This window comes from Lysinibacillus sp. fkY74-1, from assembly GCF_053165895.1.
The window spans coordinates 3,778,562-3,799,306 of the sequence record NZ_CP170173.1; the positions used below are offsets into that span (position 1 = coordinate 3,778,562).

A 20,745-nucleotide genomic window follows, 5' to 3' on the forward strand; every position below is an offset into this window, starting at 1 on the left:
CTTATCGTATAAAATGAATCGTTATTCAGTAATATTATATAAGAAATATATCTAAAAAACAATGAGTCTTTTTATTTCATGTCATAAATTACGTTAATTAATTCATTTTTTTCTCTTTTAAACCATTACATCACGAACGAATATGAGAAATGTACCGCCAACGAATTAAATAAAAATACACTACTTGTATTAATACAAAAAAGCCAAAAGCAAAGAATACTTCTTTTACAATAGAAATATTCGCGATATCTTTTAGTATGCCCTGAACCATTAGAAAAGCAAAGGCACTGTGCATCATAGCAACGCCCCACGGTAAGAAAAACTGAGGAAATAAATGACGGTTAACAAGCTTCTTTAACTCTATATCCGTTAAACCCATGCGCTTTAACACATCGAATTTACGCTTTTCTCTTTCTAATGACGTATGCAATTTAAAATAAATAAAGCTACCTGCGGCCAGTAAGAAAACGGTAGCTACTAAAACACCCACTAATGTAAATAATGAGTAGGTAGCTAATATATAAGAATAATTTAAACCAGCATTTTCAAAGTAAAAAGGACTAAATTTATCCTTTTTAAGAAAATATAAATTGGATTCTAAATAATCTATGTCCTTACCGACTTCTTTTGTTTCCATCCATTGTGGAATAACAAATGTAAATAAATGATAGCTTGGTTGAATAAGGTTTTTCTCAGAAATAGGATGAATAAGCTTTGCAAAATCTTCATCGCTAATAACGATCGAATTAACGCTTACAATTGAACCAGGAAACACAATCTTTGGATAGACACTATCAATCGTAATAGGTATTGAATTCTCTTCAAGCACTGTATGCACAACTCTATTTTTTAATTTTTTTAGAGAATCCTCTGAATAAGGAATAAATACCGCTTCACCAGAGCCAAGATCTAGTAGTGGATAACTATAGGAAGATAGCAAGACATTCATATCAGACTCACGAAAAACCTCTACTTCATTTTGCGTAAAAGAAGATGTTTGCTTAATCACAACAAAGCGGGACAGCTGATAGGATAAACCCTTCTCTTCTAACTGCAGGCGCAATGAATTAATATGCTCCCGCTCATAAGGATTATCAATGTCGCCCTTATAAACTAGCCCCAATGGATTTAAACGATCGTATTGGGTTGTGTAGGAAGACATTGTTGCTAATACACCTACAGATAAAAATGCGAGGGTGGACACCATAGTAACGACAAAAAACATCTTCACATTATCCATCATAATATGAGTTTGCTCAGCAAGTGAGAGCAGACGATAACGTTGCCAATGAAATTTACGTTTGCCACGTGCTAAGTCTAAAAAACACGGCACAGAGTCACTGAAAAAATAATAAGTACCAAATGTTGCTGAAAATGGTATTAATAGCGTTAGCCCAATCAAAGAAGTATGCCCCACAACAAACGCTAGAATATAAGTCCCTAAAATTAAAGCAATACCATAAACAGCCCGAATTTTGGAATAGGTTGTTAAACTATTTAAATAATCGCTACCTTTAATAAGATCACGTAATTTCCTCTCTCGTGTAAAATATACACTAATAAAAGAAATCACCACAAAAGCACTTGTGAAAACACCTATTGTCAGTAGAAATGGCTGCCACGAAACATACAATGGTAATTCATCCAAATGCAAAATCTCCCGCACAATCATGAAAAAGAATTTTGAAAATGAAAAACCAAAAACAATTCCCACAATGATGGAGCCCGCTCCAATAATCATTGTCTCAAGAAAGACAAGTTTATTCATCTGACGCTTTTCCATTCCTAGATGCAATAAAATCGCAAATTCATGTGATCTAGCCTCTAAAAAAGCACTCATAGAGTAATATAAAAAGAACAAAGTAAAAAGTACGAGTACAATTTCAGCACCCACCATGCCAATAAGGGACACTTCTCCTAATATCCCACGTTCAATATCGGGATGAAACATTAGCATGGAATAGATAAAAAATACAGCCACAGAAAAAAAGCTCGCCATGAAAAAGGCACCATATATCCGGCTGTTCCGTACGACATTACGGTAAGCGAATTGTCGAAAGGTCACCTACTTGCCCTCCTCCTAGTAAGCTCAAAACATTTAATATACGTTGAAAAAACATTTGACGACGGTCATCTCGATAAATTTCATTGAAAAATTCGCCATCCTTTATAAAGAGCACTCGATCACAGTAACTTGCTGCGATTGGATCATGTGTTACCATCACAATCGTCGTGCGTTTATCCTTATTTACTTTCGTTAAAAGTTCAAGTACATCCCGTGAAGAATTGGAATCTAAATTACCTGTTGGTTCATCTGCTAAAATGAGACTCGGATTATGAATAAGTGCTCGACCAATGGCTGTTCTCTGTGCTTGTCCACCTGAAATTTCATTTGGGCGCTTGTGCAAGAAGGGTGTCAAATCTAACTTTTCGACAATATTAGCCAAACGTTCCTCCATGACCTCTAATGGTTGCTGGTCCAATGTTAACGGCAACACAATATTCTCCTCAACTGTTAGCATATGCAGGAGATTGAAGTCCTGAAAGACAAAGCCAAGCTGCCTTCTTCTAAAATAGGCTAGCTCCGTTGCATTAAGCGTATGTGGATTCATGCCATCTAAAATTATTTCACCACTCGTTGGTTCATCAATAGTAGAAATAATATTCAATAATGTTGTTTTGCCACTCCCGGAAGGGCCCATAACTGCTAAAAATTCGCCTTCTTCCACCTCAAAGCTCAATTGATTTAATGCACGATGTGTGACCTTGCCTTCATAAACTTTTGTCACATCTTTAATTTGTAATATAGGCATGCTAAATTCACCTTATTTCTTCATTAATTCTAATGATTGCGGTAAAAGCCACTGTAATACAACCTCAAAGCCGATTTGAAAATGGGGCTCTGTTAATCCTAAAACGGACTCTTCCGCTACCAAACTAAAACAATGCTCTCCTATAATGACATCCCAGGCATCCATTTCTCCCTCTAGAATTTCACCATATACAGTGTAATGTCCACTATACATAATCTGTTGACCATCGACAGGAAACGCCTGTAATAATGTTGGTTGTTGTAAGTTTAACCCAAGGATATTTGAAAAATGCAGTAGTTCTTCATTTAGCACTTCATTTGCCATGACGAAATTTTGATAAGATACTTGATCACCCTCTTGCAAATGGGTCATATACAGTGCTTTTGTTTTTTCCTTATTTATATTTAATAACCAGCCTTCAATGCTTACTTCTGTCATCCTAGCTCCCCCTAATTTGTAAATGTCACTGTAACAATCGTCCCTTTTCCTACCTCTGATGAAATAGCCAAATCATGTCCAAGCTTTTCGCAAATTTCCTTGGCTAAATAAAGGCCCATCCCAGTAGATTCCCCTGTTTTTCGCCCATTTTCACCAGTGAAAAACGCCTTCGTAACACGTGAAAGGTCGGAAGCTGGAATACCAATTCCCTCGTCGCAAATGGCTAGCTGCACATAATCGTCCTTTTTAATGGCAGAAATGACTATTTTTTTATTGGCTTCAAAAGTGTATTTCACAGCATTGGTTACAAACTGACCGAGAATAAAGCGAAGCCATTTTGAATCACTCGCCACGATAAGATCATCTTCAATATGAATTTCAGGGAATACTCTTTTCGTAATAAATAAACGTTTATTCTCATTAACAGTTGCAGTCACTATTGTCTTTAATGCAACCTGTTCTACTTGCATATCATCTTCAAAGTTTTCTAAACGTGCATTTACAAGCACCATGTCTAAGCCTCTACGTAAACGGTCAATTTCCTCCTGCACATTTTTCTTATCAAGAGGACGGTCATCCTGTAAAAGTAACTCAATGACAGAAATGGGTGTTTTCATCTGATGCACCCACTGATTCATAAATTGATCATGACGCTTTTGACTTGCGTATAATGAATGCAGCTCATGTTGATAAAGTCGATACAACTCATGCATATATTTCTCTGCTTGCATTGCTTCTGGCGTTTTGGCGTTTTTTTGTAGCACATCCTCCATAGCTGTTGGAAGCTGAGATATTTTCAACAAATAACGTTGTCGCATTAAATAGCGAACTAGTAAAAATGAACATAGCAGCACAAGACTAATACAGAAGGAATATATAGCTGTATCGATATTCCTAAACCCGTCTAGTCCATATAAGACCATGATGAAGCCAACTAATAAGAGCTGAAAGACAATAAATGATGCGTAATCTCGTAAAAATAATTTCCAGCCCACTATAGCTCACCCGCACTCAATATGAATCGGTAACCTGCTCCACGCACAGTTTCAATGGTTGATGAAATATGATAATCCGCTAATTTTTTACGGACACGAGTCATATTAACATTCAATGTATTTTCATCGACAAATGCCTGATCATCCCAGAGTTCCTCTAAAAGTTGCTCACGTGTTACTACTTTCGGGGCATTCCCCATAAGCAGTTCCAAAATAATACACTCTTTTTTCTGTAGAGGAATTTCTAATTCATTTTTATGCAGCTCCATCCTCTCTAAATGAAGAATTAGCTGCCCTTGCTTAATTGTCCGCTCCTCTTGCCTTGTAGCATACTCACCATATGTACGACGCAAATGACTACGAATTTTAGCCAAGACAATTTCATAATTAAAGGGCTTTGTAATAAAATCATCGCCCCCATTTTCAAGTGCAAAAATTTGGTCCATTTCACCTGAGCGGGCAGAAATAAAAATAATCGGACACGTTGTATGTTGACGTAATTGACGGCACCAATAGTAGCCGTCATATGAAGGTAAATTTATATCGAGCAGCACCATATGTGGATTAAATGCTGTGAATTCTTCTATAAGATGATCAAACTCTTGAATCGTTTCAACTTCGTATTGATATTTTCTAAGCGTTTCCGCTAGTAATGATGCAATCTTTACATCATCTTCAACTATGAATATTCGATGCTTTTCCATATCAACACTCCTTTCTAACTATATTGTATCAAAAAAAGGTTCGACGACATAATTGTCAGCGAACCTTTAGGCTAAATCATTACACGAAATCGAATTTTTCTTAATAAATTAATTGTAAAAAGTCCTCAGTTGAAATTCCACCAAAATATGTAGGAATATCAATATCCACTAATGCATTAGCAATAGCTGTTCTATCGTGGTTTGTCCCAACTAAACGTTGTTCTATATCAGTCATATCACCTACACCAAAGAAATCTCCAAAAATATGTGCCTCTTCGATGACACCATGATTAACTTCAAGGCGAATATCAATGCCACCTGTTGGGAAACGGTGCGTCTTTTGAATATTAAAGCGTGGTGATTTACCATAATTCCATTCCCATGTTTGATAACGTTCTGCAGAAAGCTTATGAATGTTTACCCAATCTTCATCCGTCAGTTCATAATAACGAATGTTTGTTTCTCCACCGAAAATAGATTTTAAAATTTCAAGACGGAATTCTTCTATTGTCATCTTCTCTTTTAAAAACTCCGAAATGTTTGCTACTCGGGAACGAATAGATTTAATTCCTTTAGATTCAATTTTATCCTTTTTGACTTTTAAGGCGGACACAACAGCGTCTATTTCCGTATTAAACATCAACGTACCATGACTGAACATACGGCCTCGTGTCGAAAATTGAGCATTTCCAGAAACTTTACGCCCCTCTGCAAGAATATCATTACGTCCTGAAAGCTCTGCATTGACCCCCATTTTTGCCAAAGCATCTACTACGGGCTGCGTGAATTTTTTATAATTCATAAAGCTATCGCCATCATCGTTTGTAATAAAACTGAAATTAAGATTTCCTAAATCATGGTATACTGCTCCACCACCTGACAAACGACGGACAACAATAATGCCATTATCCTCTACGTAATCCGTATTAATCTCTTCAATGGTATTTTGATTTTTACCAATAATGATGGATGGCTGGTTAATATAAAAAAGTAGCACTGGCTCCTTTTCCACATCCATCGTTTTAAGCAAATACTCCTCAATAGCAAGGTTAACACGCGGATCATGGATCCCTTTATTATCAACGAAAATCATAGTTTACGTTTCCTCCTTCACAAAATATCCATATTTATTTTAACGTAAATTAGGCATTTTGTGTTGACGAAAAGCATCTGTTATAATACACTAGGAAATATCAAAACAGTAATAGTACAGATGAACTTAAAGGAGGAGTCCACAATGTTAGAAAACGTAGTTGAATTTTTCAAGAATTTACCTGCTAAGCAATGTACAGAGTGCGGTGAAAAAATTGAAGAACAAAGTGAATGCTACAGCAACACTTGTGAAAAATGTAACCACCTGTAAGCATTTGCCTATTCTGTAATTGTCATTTACGTGCCCCACACGTAGCAATCATGACACTCTTCATCATATTTTGATGAACCTTTAATTAAATCTCTTACACTTACAAAACAACAGCTGATACGCTCATATCAGCTGTTGTTTTTTTGTGGTAATTACACAAGAAAGCACCCACCTTAGATGGTGAGTGCTTCAAATACTTTAATTTTCTTCAGCTATTTTTGAGTAACGTTTGTTATGCAACAGCATGAAATAACCGAATGTGATAGCTAAGAATGCTACTAAGAAGCCGGCTAAAACTCCATAGTTTTGCATTAAGAATGATGTATCCCCAGTAGAAATACTTGATTTAAATGCTTGAACCGTATAAGTCATCGGTAATAGTTTGTTAAATACTTGTAATGGTGATGGAATTAATTCAAGTGGGAAAGTACCTGCACTTGTTGTTAATTGTAAAATTAATACCACAATGGCCATGAAACGACCTGGATCACCAAAGATAGAAACAAGCATTTGGATTAAAGCTAAAAATACATAGCTTGTTAATAATGCTGTTACGATAAAGTAGCCCATGTTATTGACTTCAAGTCCTAGACCCCATTTAACAATAACTACTGTTAGTACCGTTTGTACTAAACCTACGACTGCTAAAACAGTCACTTTACTTGTGAACCAAGATGCTCCATTTTTTGGACGGATAGCTGGTTCAACAAGTGGGAATACAATTGAAATTAATAATGCACCTACGAATAAACCTAGAGAGATAAAGTATGGTGCAAAACCTGTACCATAGTTAGGAACATGGTTGACTGACTCTTTTTCAACTTCAACTGGACTACCTACCATATCATAAGTGTCTTGATTAGCTTTTACTTCATTCGCTTTTTCGCTAGCCTCACCTAATTTACCTGATAATGTAGATGTACCGTCAGCAAGCTCAGTAGAACCATCTGCAAGTGTTGCTGAACCTTGTGCTAGTTCACCTGATTTTGAAGCAAGCGTAGATGTACCTTGATTTAATGTCGTTGTACCATTTGCTAATTCATTTAAACCAGATGCCAATGTTTTAGAACCTGTTACAGCTGTAGTTACACCCGCATTTAGCTCACCTAATTTTGCAGCTAATGTTGCATTACCTGCTTGTAGACCTTTAGCACCTTCTACTAAAGCATTACTTTTTGCTGTTAGAGCATTTGCACCCGCTAGCACCTCTGCTTGCCCTGCTGCTATTTGACCTGCACCTGAGCTTACTTGATTAGCACCAGCTTGTAATTTTTCTGTACCTGCAGATAATGTCGTTAAACCGTTATGCACACTAGCACTTCCTGCTTGTAGCTCCGCTAATGTTTGCTTTAATGCCGCTGCTTGTTCCTCTGGCATTGAAGTCATCATTGTTTGTAACTGGTTGGATAAGGCTGTAATGCCTGCTTCCACCTTTGCAGAACCAGCAGTTAATTGGTTAGCTGCACCATTTAATGCACCTGCATTTTCTGCAATAGATGCTGCCCCTGCACTAATTTGTTGCTGTTTATCGTTTAAAGTGTTTAAACCAGCCCCAACTTTTGCAACACCTTGTGTATATTGTGATATTCCTTGTTCAAGGCTAGTTGCACCATTAGCTGCCTGCTGTGCACCTTGTTGTAATTGTACAGTTCCATCTTGAAGTTTAACTAAACCACTAGATAAATCATTCGCACCTTTTGCAGCATCTCCAGCACCTTTTGTAAGTTTATCTGTACCATTAGACAGTTCAACTGTACTTGATGCTAGTTGTTCAAGATAACCTTTTAAATCTTTTGCACCATTTGCAACCTTTTGTGCACCTTCATCAAGCTTATTAGAGCCATCAGCTGCCTCTGTAAAGCCATCTCCAAGTGTTGCAATAGAATCAAATAATTTTTCTGCGTATGTTGCTGAAACTTGTGAATTTACTTCTGCACGGACACGATCCATTGCAGTCTCACCAATTTGTGCACCAAGGAAGTTAAGTCCTTCGTTTGGAATGTAGTTCATAACCAATTTTGATGGTTTGTCATCTAATAATGTTGTAGCATGTTCAGAGAAATTTGTTGGGATTTCTAGAATCATATAATAATCACGGCTATTTAAGCCTTTTTCTGCTTCTTCCTTTGAGACCTCTATAAAGTTAAACTGCTCACTATCTATTAACTTATCAACTAAGGTGTCCCCTAAGTCTAATTTAACGTCATCCATCTCAGCACCAGTATCTTCATTAACAACAGCTACTGGAAGATTAGGAAGTCCTGCATAAGGATCCCAAAACGCCCATAAAAACATACCTGCATACATTACTGGAATAAATAATACAGCAATGATTGAGACAAGCATTTTTCTTGTTTTAAAGATCTTCAGCCACTCAGCTTTAATCATATAATATCCTCACTCCTAAACTATTTGACCGAAAACGTCATTTGGTCATTTTCATTCAAAAAAATATAAACCCTTCAACCTTTGCAAAATAACACTTGATTCGACACTTTATGGAGTAACGAAATCGAATCAAGTTAGAATTAAACCTCGAAAGATTGTCTCCTTGAAAAGATTAAGAATCTTCTCTTCAGGGATCGCATCACCGTGTAACTCATGCCAATCGACAACAAATGCAAGATAGGCTTTTAACAGTAAGTAACTAACCAGCTCTGCATCACAATCTCTAATTTCACCTTTATTAATACGTCGCTGAATTAATTCTGCAACATACGATAAAATTTCTGTCTCGATGCGTAGGAGCACCTGTTTAACAGCTGGTGTACGTAGTTCTTTTTCTTCCTCTATCAACTTCGCAAATAAAAGATGTTTTTCACGGAACTGTAGCATTTTCATTAAAGCATTATGTGCATTATCCATAAAGCTTGCTGATGCATCCAACACTGCATCTGCTTCACCCTTCATCTCTCGAACAAGTGACATAGCGATTTCCTGAAATAAAATCTCTTTATTTGCAAAGAATGTATAAATCGTACCTTTACCAACATTAGCTATCTTTGCCACTTGCTCCATTGTTGTCGCTTTGTAGCCAAACAATGTAAAAGATTTTGCAGCTGCTTCAAGAATTTCCTGCCTACGATCCATTAGTAACACCCTTTCTTGTTAGGTTATGTACATCTAAAGTACACATTCATAAAAATGACCAGAAAACCATTTCGGTCATCTGGTCATTATCATATTCCTATTTTAAAAAAATTGCAAGTCTTTAATGATGATTTTTTTCATCTTTTTTTTCTTCGTTCTGATCAGTATCGTCAGATGTGCCATTACCATGGTTCATCATATTATTATCCATACTGTTATTGCTCTTTTCATCTTCAGGTAAAACTTGTGTCATATCAGGGCTTCCCGCAATAATTTGTTGCTTCGGCATATTATGAACACCATTTGCTGTTGTATGGGCATACATATAATAGACCCCATCATGATCAAATGTAGTTGTCGCTTTATATACGCCATCTTTCTCTAATTTCCCATCAACCATTTGACCTTCATCACGTTTCCCTGATTCCCACACTTCAAACTCTACTACTGCGTCATCGACATTTTTACCACCCTGCTCAACATGGGCTGCAAGCTCAATTGTTTCATGAAGTGCTACTTCTTTGGGTGTTAAAATTTCAACTTCTGGTATTTGTGGTACTTCTGGCTCTGGTAAAGTCTCCTCCTTGTTTTCTCCACAGCCTACCAACAAGGCAGGAACCGCAATTAGTGCAAATAACCATTTTTTCATTTTTTAATCCTCCATTAATGGCAATGTAATCTTAACGATTGTGCCTTTTTCAATAATACTTTTTATTTCTAATCTTCCCTGTAGCTGTTTTAATAGTTGCTCTACAATGGATAAACCTAATCCACTTCCACCATCTGCTCGGCTCCGTGCCTTATTAACACGGTAGAATCGCTCTGTTACGTGTGATATATCCTCTTGTGGGATTCCGATTCCATAATCTTTGATGGTAATTTGGGCACTGCCATTCTTTTCAATAGCAACCATTTCAACCTTCGAATTTTCATACGAGTAATTAATAGCATTTTCAATAATATTTATAAAAATTTGTTTAAGCTTTACCTCATCTGCCTGAATAATGAGGGCATCGTCCACATCTAAATGTAAGGTTATGTTCTTTTTATCAGCTTGATGTGTTAAGATTTTTTGAACCTCTCGTAAAGTCTCTCCCAGAGGAATTGGATATACTACAATCTCTGTTTGTTCATTTTCAGTTCTGGCAAGTTGAAGTAATTCGTTCGTCAATCTTTCCATACGATTTGCCTCACGAACAATTAGCTGAATCGTTTCCTCTTTTTGATTTTCTGTTATGATGCCGTTTTGCATTGCTTCACTATAGCCTTTTACATAGCTAATTGGAGTTCGTAGCTCATGAGAAACAGTGGCTAAAAATGTTTTTTGTGCTTCATCCTCCTGCTGGATTGCTTCTGCCATTTTATTAAAAGTGCTTGATAATTTACCAATTTCATCTCGTGAATTTACAGGTACCCGTGTCTCATAATTCCCGAAGGACATCTGTTCCACAGCACGTTGCAAATCGTTTAATGGTCGCATAATATGTCGAATCCCTTTATAAATTAAATAGCTTACAACCATTAAAAATATAAAGGCACTAATAAATAACAGAATCACCCCGCTATTAGCTAATTCACTAATTTTGGCTAGAGGGAAATAAATGTAGATAATTCCTTCTAATCTATTTTGATCGACAAGAGGCAAGACTACAGAAATTAGCTGTCGATCAAAACGAGGCTCATAGCCGATTTTTTGCACATAACTACCAGAAAGTAATTTTTGTCTTTCTTCAGGACCAATTAATGTTTCATAATCTATATCAAATGGAACACAGGCACTTAGTTCACGTGGATTCCTTACTGCAAATATATTTAAATTTGAATAATCGTTAAAACGTTCAATATCAGCAATAAATTCATCCGTTACCTTTCCATTGTTATACATAGTCTGTAGCTTTAGGCCAACCTCAACCATTGTATCTTCCGTATCCTGTACATATAAACGTTGGTACAAAAAATTTGTGAGGACATACATAAAAACAACAGTAATAATTAGAAATGCGAAAATTAACAACCAAATACGAGTGGCTATCTTTTTCATTCGCCAGGATCAAAGCGGTAGCCGACTCCCCAGACCGTTTGAATATGTGCAGCCGCTTCCTTTCCAAGCTTTATGCGTAAGGTTTTTATATGAGTGTCGACAGTTCGAGTCCCACCTACATAATCAATATCCCAAATGCGTTCTAATAATTGCTCTCGTGTATAAGCATTTCCTGGATTTTTCATAAATAAATGGAGTAGTTCAAATTCTTTTAAAGTAAGGGGGATACTTTTTCCATGTACTGATACTTTACGTGCAATTTCATCTATTTTAATGGGACCAAATACAACATACTTTTGCTGTAGCTCAGCAATATTTGCACCACTTCTTCTTAATACTGCGTAGATTCTAGCAGCTAGTTCATCATGTGTAAATGGTTTAACAATATAATCATCTCCACCAAGTGTAAGACCCTTCACTTTGTCCTCATTAGCATCACGAGCTGTAAGGAATATTATCGGGACATTTGACATTGCGCGTATACTTTGACAAACAACAAAGCCATCCTCGTGTGGCATCATTACATCAAGCAGCACTAAATCAATTTTCTCACGTACAATTATATCGTATGCCTCAGTCCCACTCGCAGCAGTATATGTTTCAATATCAGAGTTATTAAGCATCATTTCGATTAGGTTCCGCATATCTTGCTCATCATCAACTATTAATACAGTTGTCATCATTTTTCCTCCCTTACTAACAGCTGAAAAGCACCTTTCCCCACATCAACTGTTTTTTCTGTCTGGCCATCTTTTATAAAGTGCAATTTGTGATCGTCGTAGCCAGCGACCACAATATAGTCTTTAAATTGATTGACCACAAAAGGGTTTGCTCCTACTTCCTGCTGCCATTTTATATGACCATCAAAGTCAGCGACATATAACTCATTATGACCATGACTGACAACAAGTACAGCATCCTTTGTCTTTTTTAACCCTACTGGCATTAATGGCATGTTTATTTCACCATGTAATTGACCACTGTTCAAATCGTATTTTTTAACCGAACTATTTGGCTTACTCCCTTCTCCATGACCACCTATCCAGAGTTCGTCTATCTCGTCTATAATGGCTATCCCATGTGAGGATTTTTGGATCGGCCACTCCTGTTCAATCTGTAAATCTTTCATATTGAGAACAGATAATTTTGTATCTTTAAAATTTATTACATACAGCTTATCCTTATACGATGCCATTGACATAGGATAATTACCTATTCGTTGTGAGGCCAACATGTTTCCTTCATGATCAAAGCTTGTCACTGTATTAGTTTTACTATTCGTTATAAAAAATTGCTTGATATTGTTATCATAATACACATTTGTTGTACCTACCTCTACCTTTTGGGAATAGAGCTTTTCTCCAGTTGATAATGTATAGACATCAATGGTATTTAATTGGTGTCCGTATAAGAGGACTTGATCATCCCCCAGTAATGTTGCTCCTGAGTAAGCTTTATCAAATAACCATTTTGCTAATACATGACCATTTTCATCAATAAAGTCCAAGGATGGCTCTTGAATATTTAATGAAGCTATAAAATTCCGATCACGCTCAATCGATTCATACGATTTTTCAGTACAACCAGCTAACCAAATTATTTGTAGTAAAGAAAAAATGAAGAATGCCCATTTTTTCAACGTTATCACCTCTGCCCCTTTACTATACTTCACAATTGTGAAATCCGGGTGAAACTTGAAAGGTAAATTTATGACAAACCATAAAAAGACATTTCACAATTTAAACGAAGTATTTCAGTTGTATTCATCCAGCCAATATTTCCTTCTATACATATACTACTAGGATAATCGTAAGGAGGAATAAAATGTGGTTTCCATCAGCTTATGTATGATTGTGAAAAATGAAGAGGAAGTCATTGGAAGATGTCTTGAATCTGTTAAAGGGTTAGTAGATGAAATCAATATTGTGGATACAGGATCAACAGATCGTACAAAACAAATTGTTGCTCAATTTACTGATAGAATTTTTGATTTCGAATGGATCCATCATTTTGCCGCTGCCAGAAACTATTCCTTTCAGCAAGCAACGATGGATTACATTCTTTGGTTAGATGCAGACGATGTATTTTTAGAAGAAGATCAAGAAAAATTTAAGGCGCTAAAGAATTCTCTTTCCGCTACTATTGATGCCGTTTCAATGAATTACAATCTTAGTTTTGATAGTGAGGGAAATGTAGATGCTTTAATAAGAAGAAACAGACTCGTAAAGAAAGATAAAAATTTCCAATGGATTGGTGCTGTCCACGAATATTTAGAAGTGGGTGGAACACTGTTGGATAGCGATATAGCCGTAAGTCACTTGCCACTAACGCATGACCATTCACGTAATATAACGATTTATAAAACATTAGTGGAATCTGGTAAAACATTATCACCAAGAGATACCTTTTATTTTGCCAATGAATTACTAGATCACGGTCAATTTGAAGAAGCCATTTACTATTACGAATTATTTTTAACCTCAAAACTAGGCTGGGTGGAGGATAATATTCGTGCTTGCTTTAAATTAGCGGATTGCTATTCAAATTTAAATGACCCGGAAAACAATTTTAGTTCTATATTAAGAAGCTTTGAATACGATGTCCCCCGCCCTGAAGCATGCTGTCGCCTAGGTTATTATTTCATGGAGCAATATAAGAATTATCAAGCTATTTTCTGGTACGAACAAGCACTTATCATTAAACAAAATCCTAACGCTCCTTTTCAAAATAAAAGCTTCTCAACTTGGCTTCCTCACTTACAGCTTTGTGTTCTATTTGACCGACTTCAAGAATACGAACTCGCAAACGCACACAATGAATTAGCTGGCTCCTTTATCCCTAACGACGCAAAAGTTTTACACAATAAAAAGTATTTTCAGCAAATCTTAAAGTCTAATCAGACGGATTCCTAGAAGTTCTAATTGCTAGTTTAAACAGGACAAAAAATTACGTATTTGTATTTAGTAGAACATTAAAAATCCTTAAACAATGTAACAAACTTCTATTTACTATTATTTAATAGTTATGTGTCTACCTCTTCTATCAATTCTCAGAATACGATATTTGAGAGGGGAGGTGAGACTTTGCATTTTGGAAATTATTTAAAACAAGTATGTAGTAAATGTAATTCTTTTCCTTGCTGTTGTAGAACTGGACCTATTTCAAGTTGTCCAGTTTGGCCTGTAAAACCTACCGGAACTACTGGGGGCATTACTGGGGCAACGGGAAGTACTGGGGCTACTGGGGCTACTGGGGCTACTGGGGCTACTGGTGCTACTGGTGCTACTGGTGCTACTGGCGCTACTGGCGCTACTGGGGTTACTGGCGTTACTGGTGCTACTGGCGCTACTGGCGCTACTGGCGCTACTGGGGTTACTGGCGTTACTGGTGCTACTGGTGCTACTGGGGTTACTGGCTCTACCGGGGCTACTGGAACTACCGGGGCTACTGGGGCTACTGGGGCTACTGGTGCTACTGGTGCTACTGGCGCTACTGGCGCTACTGGCGCTACTGGCGCTATTGGGGCTACTGGCTCTACTGGGGCTACTGGGATTGCTGGGGTTACTGGCTCTACCGGGGCTACTGGGGTAACCGGCGCTACTGGGATTGCTGGGGTTACTGGCTCTACCGGGGCTACTGGGGTAACCGGCGCTACTGGGATTGCTGGGGTTACTGGCTCTACCGGGGCTACTGGTGTTACTGGTGTTACTGGTGTTACTGGTATTACTGGTTCTACTGGCGCTACTGGTTTTACTGGCGTTACTGGTGTTACTGGCGTTACTGGCGTTACTGGCGCTACTGGGGCTACTGGCTCTACTGGCTCTACTGGGGCTATTGGTGTAACAGGAGCTACTGGCATTACTGGTTCAACTGGGGCTACTGGGATTGCTGGCGTGACTGGTGTTACTGGTGTTACTGGGGCTACTGGCGCTACTGGCGCTACTGGCGCTACTGGCGCTACTGGCGCTACTGGCGCTATTGGTGTAACAGGAGCTACTGGCATTACTGGTTCTACTGGGGCTACTGGCTCTACTGGGGCTACTGGGGCTACTGGGATTGCTGGGGTTACTGGCTCTACCGGGGCTACTGGGGTAACCGGCGCTACTGGGATTGCTGGGGTTACTGGTGTTACTGGTGTTACTGGTGTTACTGGTGTTACTGGGGCTACTGGCTCTACCGGCGCTACTGGTTCTACTGGGGTAACCGGCTCTACCGGGGCCACTGGGGCTGCTGGGATTGTTGGCTCTACCGGGGCTACTGGTGCCACTGGTAATATCGGACCTACTGGGGCCACTGGGATTGCTGGCGTGACTGGCGCTACGGGCGCTACTGGTTTTACTGGTTCAACTGGGATTACGGGCTCTACCGGGGCCACTGGGATTGCTGGGGTTACTGGAACTACTGGGGCTACCGGCGCCACTGGGGCCGCTGGGATTGCTGGCGTGACTGGCGCTACCGGCTCTACAGGCGCTACGGGTGATATCGGACCTACTGGCGCTACTGGGGCTATTGGTGTTACAGGAGCTACGGGCGTTACTGGGGCTGCTGGGATTGCTGGCGTGACTGGCGCTACCGGCTCTACTGGGGTTACTGGTGTAACAGGAGCTACGGGCGTGACTGGAACTACCGGCTCTACTGGGATTGCTGGGGTTACTGGAACTACCGGCGCTACTGGTTCTACTGGGGTTACTGGTGCCACTGGGGTTACTGGTGCCACTGGTAACATCGGACCTACCGGGGCCACTGGCGCTGCTGGGATTGCTGGCGCTACCGGCTCTACTGGCGCTACTGGTGATATCGGACCTACCGGGGCCACTGGTGTAACAGGAGCTACTGGCGCTACTGGTATAACTGGTTCAACTGGGGTTACGGGCTCTACCGGGGCTACCGGGGCCACTGGGGCCGCTGGGATTGCTGGCGTGACTGGAGCTACCGGCTCTACTGGGGCTACTGGTGATATCGGACCTACCGGTTCTACTGGCGCTACCGGTACTACTGGGGTTACTGGTGTAACAGGAGCTACTGGCGTTACTGGAACTACCGGCGCTACTGGAACTACCGGCGCTACTGGGATTGCTGGGGTTACTGGGGCTACCGGCGTTACTGGTTCTACTGGGGTAACCGGGGCTACTGGCGCTACTGGTGATATCGGACCTACCGGTGCCACTGGGGCGACTGGGATTGCTGGTGTAACAGGAGCTAGCGGCTCTACTGGGGCTACTGGGGTAACAGGAGCTACTGGCGTTACTGGTGCTACTGGCGCTACTGGGGCTACGGGGGCTACTGGTTCTACTGGTTCTACTGGTTCTACTGGCTCTACCGGTACTACTGGCGTTACTGGTTCTACTGGTGCTACGGGTGTAACGGGTACTACTGGCGCTACTGGCACTACGGGTGTTACTGGGACTACTGGGGCTACTGGTGATATCGGAGCTACCGGCTCTACTGGCTCTACTGGTTCTACTGGTTCTACTGGTTCTACTGGTTCTACTGGTTCTACTGGTTCTACTGGTGCTACTGGTGCTACGGGTGTAACGGGTGTAACGGGTACTACTGGCGCTACTGGCACTACGGGTGTTACTGGGACTACTGGGGCTACTGGTGATATCGGAGCTACCGGCTCTACTGGCGCTACTGGCCCTACGGGGCTAACTGGAGCTACTGGCGTTACTGGCGCTACAGGTGTAACGGGTACTACCGGCGCTACTGGCACTACGGGTGTTACTGGGGCTACTGGGGCTACTGGTGATATCGGAGCTACCGGCTCTACTGGCCCTACGGGGCTAACTGGAGCTACTGGCGTTACTGGTGTAACGGGTACTACCGGCGCTACTGGGACTACTGGTGATACCGGAGCTACCGGCTCTACTGGGGCTACTGGTACTACCGGTTCTACTGGAGCTACTGGGGTTACTGGGACTACTGGGGCTACTGGTACTACCGGTTCTACTGGAGCTACGGGTGTTACTGGGACTACTGGGGCTACTGGTGATATCGGAGCTACTGGCGTTACTGGCGCTACAGGTGTAACGGGTACTACGGGTGTTACTGGGGCTACTGGTGATATCGGAGCTACCGGCTCTACTGGCCCTACGGGGCTAACTGGAGCTACTGGCGTTACTGGTGTAACGGGTACTACCGGCGCTACTGGCACTACGGGTGTTACTGGGACTACTGGGGCTACTGGTGATACCGGAGCTACCGGCTCTACTGGGGCTACTGGTACTACCGGTTCTACTGGAGCTACGGGTGTTACTGGGACTACTGGGGCTACTGGTGATATCGGAGCTACTGGCGCTACAGGTGTAACGGGTACTACCGGCACTACGGGTGTTACTGGGACTACTGGGGCTACTGGTGATACCGGCGCTACTGGCCCTACAGGTGTAACGGGTACTACCGGCGCTACTGGCACTACGGGTGTTACTGGGGCTACTGGTGATACCGGAGCTACCGGCTCTACTGGCGCTACTGGTACTACCGGTTCTACTGGAGCTACGGGTGTTACTGGGACTACTGGGGCTACTGGTGATATCGGAGCTACTGGCGCTACAGGTGTAACGGGTACTACCGGCGCTACTGGCACTACGGGTGTTACTGGGGCTACTGGTGATATCGGAGCTACCGGCTCTACTGGCCCTACGGGGCTAACTGGAGCTACGGGTATTACTGGAACTACGGGTATCACTGGTACTACTGGTGTTACTGGAACTACCGGTTCTGCTGGAGCTACGGGTGTAACTGGAACTACTGGGGCTACTGGCACTACGGGTATCACTGGAACTACCGGTTCTACTGGCGCTACTGGCACTACGGGTGTTACTGGTACTACTGGGCCTACTGGCGTTACTGGGGCTACTGGTGATATCGGAGCTACCGGCTCTACTGGCTCTACTGGTTCTACTGGTTCTACTGGCTCTACTGGTTCTACTGGTTCTACTGGTTCTACTGGTTCTACGGGTGTAACGGGTGTAACGGGTACTACTGGCGCTACTGGCACTACGGGTGTTACTGGGACTACTGGGGCTACTGGTGATATCGGAGCTACCGGCTCTACTGGCGCTACTGGCACTACGGGGCTAACTGGAGCTACTGGCGTTACTGGCGCTACAGGTGTAACGGGTACTACCGGCACTACGGGTGTTACTGGGACTACTGGGGCTACTGGTGATACCGGCGCTACTGGGGTTACTGGTACTACTGGGGCTACTGGTGATATCGGAGCTACTGGCGCTACAGGTGTAACGGGTACTACCGGCGCTACTGGCACTACGGGTGTTACTGGGGCTACTGGTGATACCGGCGCTACCGGCTCTACTGGCGCTACTGGGGTTACTGGGGCTACTGGTACTACCGGTTCTACTGGAGCTACGGGTGTTACTGGGACTACTGGGACTACTGGGGCTACTGGTGATATCGGAGCTACTGGCGTTACTGGCGCTACAGGTGTAACGGGTACTACGGGTGTTACTGGGGCTACTGGTGATATCGGAGCTACCGGCTCTACTGGCCCTACGGGGCTAACTGGAGCTACGGGTGTTACTGGGGCTACTGGGGCTACTGGGGCTACTGGTGATATCGGAGCTACTGGCGCTACAGGTGTAACGGGTACTACCGGCGCTACTGGCACTACGGGTGTTACTGGGGCTACTGGTGATATCGGAGCTACCGGCTCTACTGGCCCTACGGGGCTAACTGGAGCTACTGGGGCTACTGGAACTACGGGGCTAACTGGAGCTACTGGGGCTACTGGAACTACGGGTATCACTGGAACTACCGGTTCTACTGGCGTTACTGGGGTTACTGGGGTTACTGGAACTACCGGTTCTACTGGCCCTACGGGGGTAACTGGAGCTACTGGCGTTACTGGCGCTACGGGTGTTACTGGAACTACCGGTTCTACTGGCCCTACAGGTACAACTGGTGCTACAGGTATTACTGGTGCTACAGGTATTACTGGAGCTACGGGTATTACTGGAGCTACAGGTATTACTGGAGCTACGGGTATTACTGGAACTACGGGTATCACTGGTACTACTGGTGTTACTGGAACTACCGGTTCTGCTGGAGCTACGGGTGTAACTGGAACTACTGGGGCTACTGGCACTACGGGTATCACTGGAACTACCGGTTCTACTGGCGCTACTGGCACTACGGGTGTTACTGGTACTACTGGGGCTACTGGCGTTACTGGGGCTACTGGGGCTACTGGAACTACGGGGGTAACTGGAGCTACTGGCGTTACTGGCGCTACGGGGGTAACGGGAACTACTGGGGCTACTGGCATAACTGGAACTACCGGTTCTACTGGCGTTACTGGGGTTACTGGGGTTACTGGGGTTACTGGGGTTACTGGGGTTACTGGGGTTACTGGAACTACCGGTTCTACTGGCCCTACGGGGGTAACTGGAGCTACTGGGGCTACTGGGGCTACTGGAACTACGGGGGTAACTGGAGCTACTGGCGTTACTGGCGCTACGGGGGTAACGGGAACTACTGGGGCTACTGGCATAACTGGAACTACCGGTTCTACTGGCCCTACGGGGGTAACTGGAGCTACTGGCGTTACTGGCGCTACGGGTGTTACTGGAACTACCGGTTCTACTGGCCCTACAGGTACAACTGGTGCTACAGGTATCACTGGAGCTACAGGTATTACTGGAGCTACGGGTATTACTGGAGCTACAGGTATTACTGGAGCTACAGGTATTACTGGAGCTACGGGTATTACTGGAGCTACGGGTATTACTGGGGCTACTGGGGCTACTGGACCTACTGGACCTACTGGGGCTAGAGGCACGACGGGGGCTACTGGACCTGCGTTTACTGAAGGATTCTCTGCCTTTAAAAACACGTTGACAGTTAGTGGATCTACTTCAATCACTAACTGGAGTGTAGCGTCACCATACTTTACAACACCTGCTTTCAATCCAACTACTGGAATATTCACTGTACCAACTACAGGTAGGTATTCCTTTGAAGCAACCATTAACTACTCCACTTCTGCGGCCATTACTGTTACTTTAGGAGCGGGAATAAACCCTTCATTTGCAATTAGGCAAAATGCTACTACAAATTTAATTAGTGGCCTGTTCCCTGTACTAAACGTCAATGTGGCACTTGTATTAACGTTACGAGCAGTTCTTGGAAATGGCACAATCACTTTAGCAGGAGAAGTGAATTTAAATGCTGGAGATACGATTGATTTGTTCTATGAAGCCAATGGATTAACTATCTCTCTTATACTAGGCGGAGCAAACTCTGGCGGTATCGTTTGGTCATGTCACCGAATTTCTTAGAA

The 20,745-nt window shown here is 42.2% G+C and carries 15 protein-coding genes; 3 read left to right on the plus strand and 12 right to left on the minus strand.

Going from position 1 to position 20,745, the window contains the following annotated elements; translation table 11 throughout:
- Nucleotides 1-130: 130 nt before the first annotated feature.
- The 6 genes from ACE1MS_RS18705 to ACE1MS_RS18730 all read right to left on the minus strand — a co-directional run bounded on the left by ACE1MS_RS18705 (nt 131) and on the right by ACE1MS_RS18730 (nt 6,043).
- A complete protein-coding gene (locus tag ACE1MS_RS18705; protein ID WP_036160509.1) occupies nt 131-2,065 on the minus strand; it encodes an FtsX-like permease family protein in 1,935 nt (644 codons plus the stop codon).
- Nucleotides 2,037-2,813, minus strand: a complete 777-nt coding sequence (locus tag ACE1MS_RS18710) for an ABC transporter ATP-binding protein (protein WP_012292210.1) — start codon at nt 2,811-2,813, stop codon at nt 2,037-2,039. Before ACE1MS_RS18710 ends, ACE1MS_RS18705 begins: the two co-directional genes overlap by 29 nt.
- A gap of 12 nt (nt 2,814-2,825) precedes the next feature.
- The gene (locus ACE1MS_RS18715; protein WP_012292209.1) at nt 2,826-3,251 is read right to left on the minus strand and encodes a hypothetical protein; all 426 of its coding nucleotides are present in this window, start codon (nt 3,249-3,251) and stop codon (nt 2,826-2,828) included.
- 11 nt (nt 3,252-3,262) lie between these two features.
- Nucleotides 3,263-4,246, minus strand: a complete 984-nt coding sequence (locus ACE1MS_RS18720; protein ID WP_031417815.1) for a sensor histidine kinase — start codon at nt 4,244-4,246, stop codon at nt 3,263-3,265.
- Complete coding sequence (locus ACE1MS_RS18725) at nt 4,246-4,950, minus strand: response regulator transcription factor (protein WP_012292206.1); 705 nt, start codon at nt 4,948-4,950, stop codon at nt 4,246-4,248. The genes ACE1MS_RS18720 and ACE1MS_RS18725 overlap by 1 nt, the downstream gene beginning before the upstream one ends.
- A gap of 100 nt (nt 4,951-5,050) precedes the next feature.
- Nucleotides 5,051-6,043 (minus strand): lipoate--protein ligase, encoded by a 993-nt coding sequence (locus tag ACE1MS_RS18730; protein ID WP_036164281.1) that lies wholly within the window; start codon nt 6,041-6,043, stop codon nt 5,051-5,053.
- A gap of 144 nt (nt 6,044-6,187) precedes the next feature.
- Between ACE1MS_RS18730 and yhfH the strand changes: the two genes are divergently transcribed.
- On the plus strand, nt 6,188-6,313 hold the full coding sequence (gene yhfH, locus ACE1MS_RS18735; RefSeq protein ID WP_012292204.1) for a protein YhfH: 126 nt from the start codon (nt 6,188-6,190) through the stop codon (nt 6,311-6,313).
- 198 nt (nt 6,314-6,511) lie between these two features.
- Here the strand turns inward: yhfH and ACE1MS_RS18740 are convergent, their stop codons facing one another.
- The 6 genes from ACE1MS_RS18740 to ACE1MS_RS18765 all read right to left on the minus strand — a co-directional run bounded on the left by ACE1MS_RS18740 (nt 6,512) and on the right by ACE1MS_RS18765 (nt 13,092).
- Nucleotides 6,512-8,701, minus strand: coding sequence for a YhgE/Pip domain-containing protein (locus ACE1MS_RS18740; protein ID WP_031417816.1), 2,190 nt, complete (start codon nt 8,699-8,701; stop codon nt 6,512-6,514).
- Nucleotides 8,702-8,830: 129 nt separating this feature from the next.
- Nucleotides 8,831-9,403 (minus strand): TetR/AcrR family transcriptional regulator, encoded by a 573-nt coding sequence (locus ACE1MS_RS18745; protein WP_012292202.1) that lies wholly within the window; start codon nt 9,401-9,403, stop codon nt 8,831-8,833.
- 121 nt (nt 9,404-9,524) lie between these two features.
- On the minus strand, nt 9,525-10,052 hold the full coding sequence (locus ACE1MS_RS18750) for a FixH family protein (RefSeq protein WP_012292201.1): 528 nt from the start codon (nt 10,050-10,052) through the stop codon (nt 9,525-9,527).
- A 3-nt stretch (nt 10,053-10,055) separates the two neighbouring features.
- Nucleotides 10,056-11,444, minus strand: coding sequence for a sensor histidine kinase (locus ACE1MS_RS18755; RefSeq protein ID WP_012292200.1), 1,389 nt, complete (start codon nt 11,442-11,444; stop codon nt 10,056-10,058).
- A complete protein-coding gene (locus tag ACE1MS_RS18760) occupies nt 11,441-12,124 on the minus strand; it encodes a response regulator transcription factor (protein WP_031417817.1) in 684 nt (227 codons plus the stop codon). Before ACE1MS_RS18760 ends, ACE1MS_RS18755 begins: the two co-directional genes overlap by 4 nt.
- Nucleotides 12,124-13,092: a YncE family protein gene (locus tag ACE1MS_RS18765; RefSeq protein ID WP_230586073.1), complete on the minus strand. Its 969-nt coding sequence runs from the start codon at nt 13,090-13,092 to the stop codon at nt 12,124-12,126. Before ACE1MS_RS18765 ends, ACE1MS_RS18760 begins: the two co-directional genes overlap by 1 nt.
- A 178-nt stretch (nt 13,093-13,270) precedes the next feature.
- On the opposite strand from ACE1MS_RS18765, the gene ACE1MS_RS18770 reads away from it, so the two are divergent.
- Nucleotides 13,271-14,356 (plus strand): glycosyltransferase, encoded by a 1,086-nt coding sequence (locus tag ACE1MS_RS18770; RefSeq protein WP_031417821.1) that lies wholly within the window; start codon nt 13,271-13,273, stop codon nt 14,354-14,356.
- Between the two features lie 171 nt (nt 14,357-14,527).
- Nucleotides 14,528-20,743, plus strand: coding sequence for a beta strand repeat-containing protein (locus ACE1MS_RS18775; RefSeq protein ID WP_447402557.1), 6,216 nt, complete (start codon nt 14,528-14,530; stop codon nt 20,741-20,743).
- The last annotated feature ends 2 nt before the right edge of the window (nt 20,744-20,745 follow it).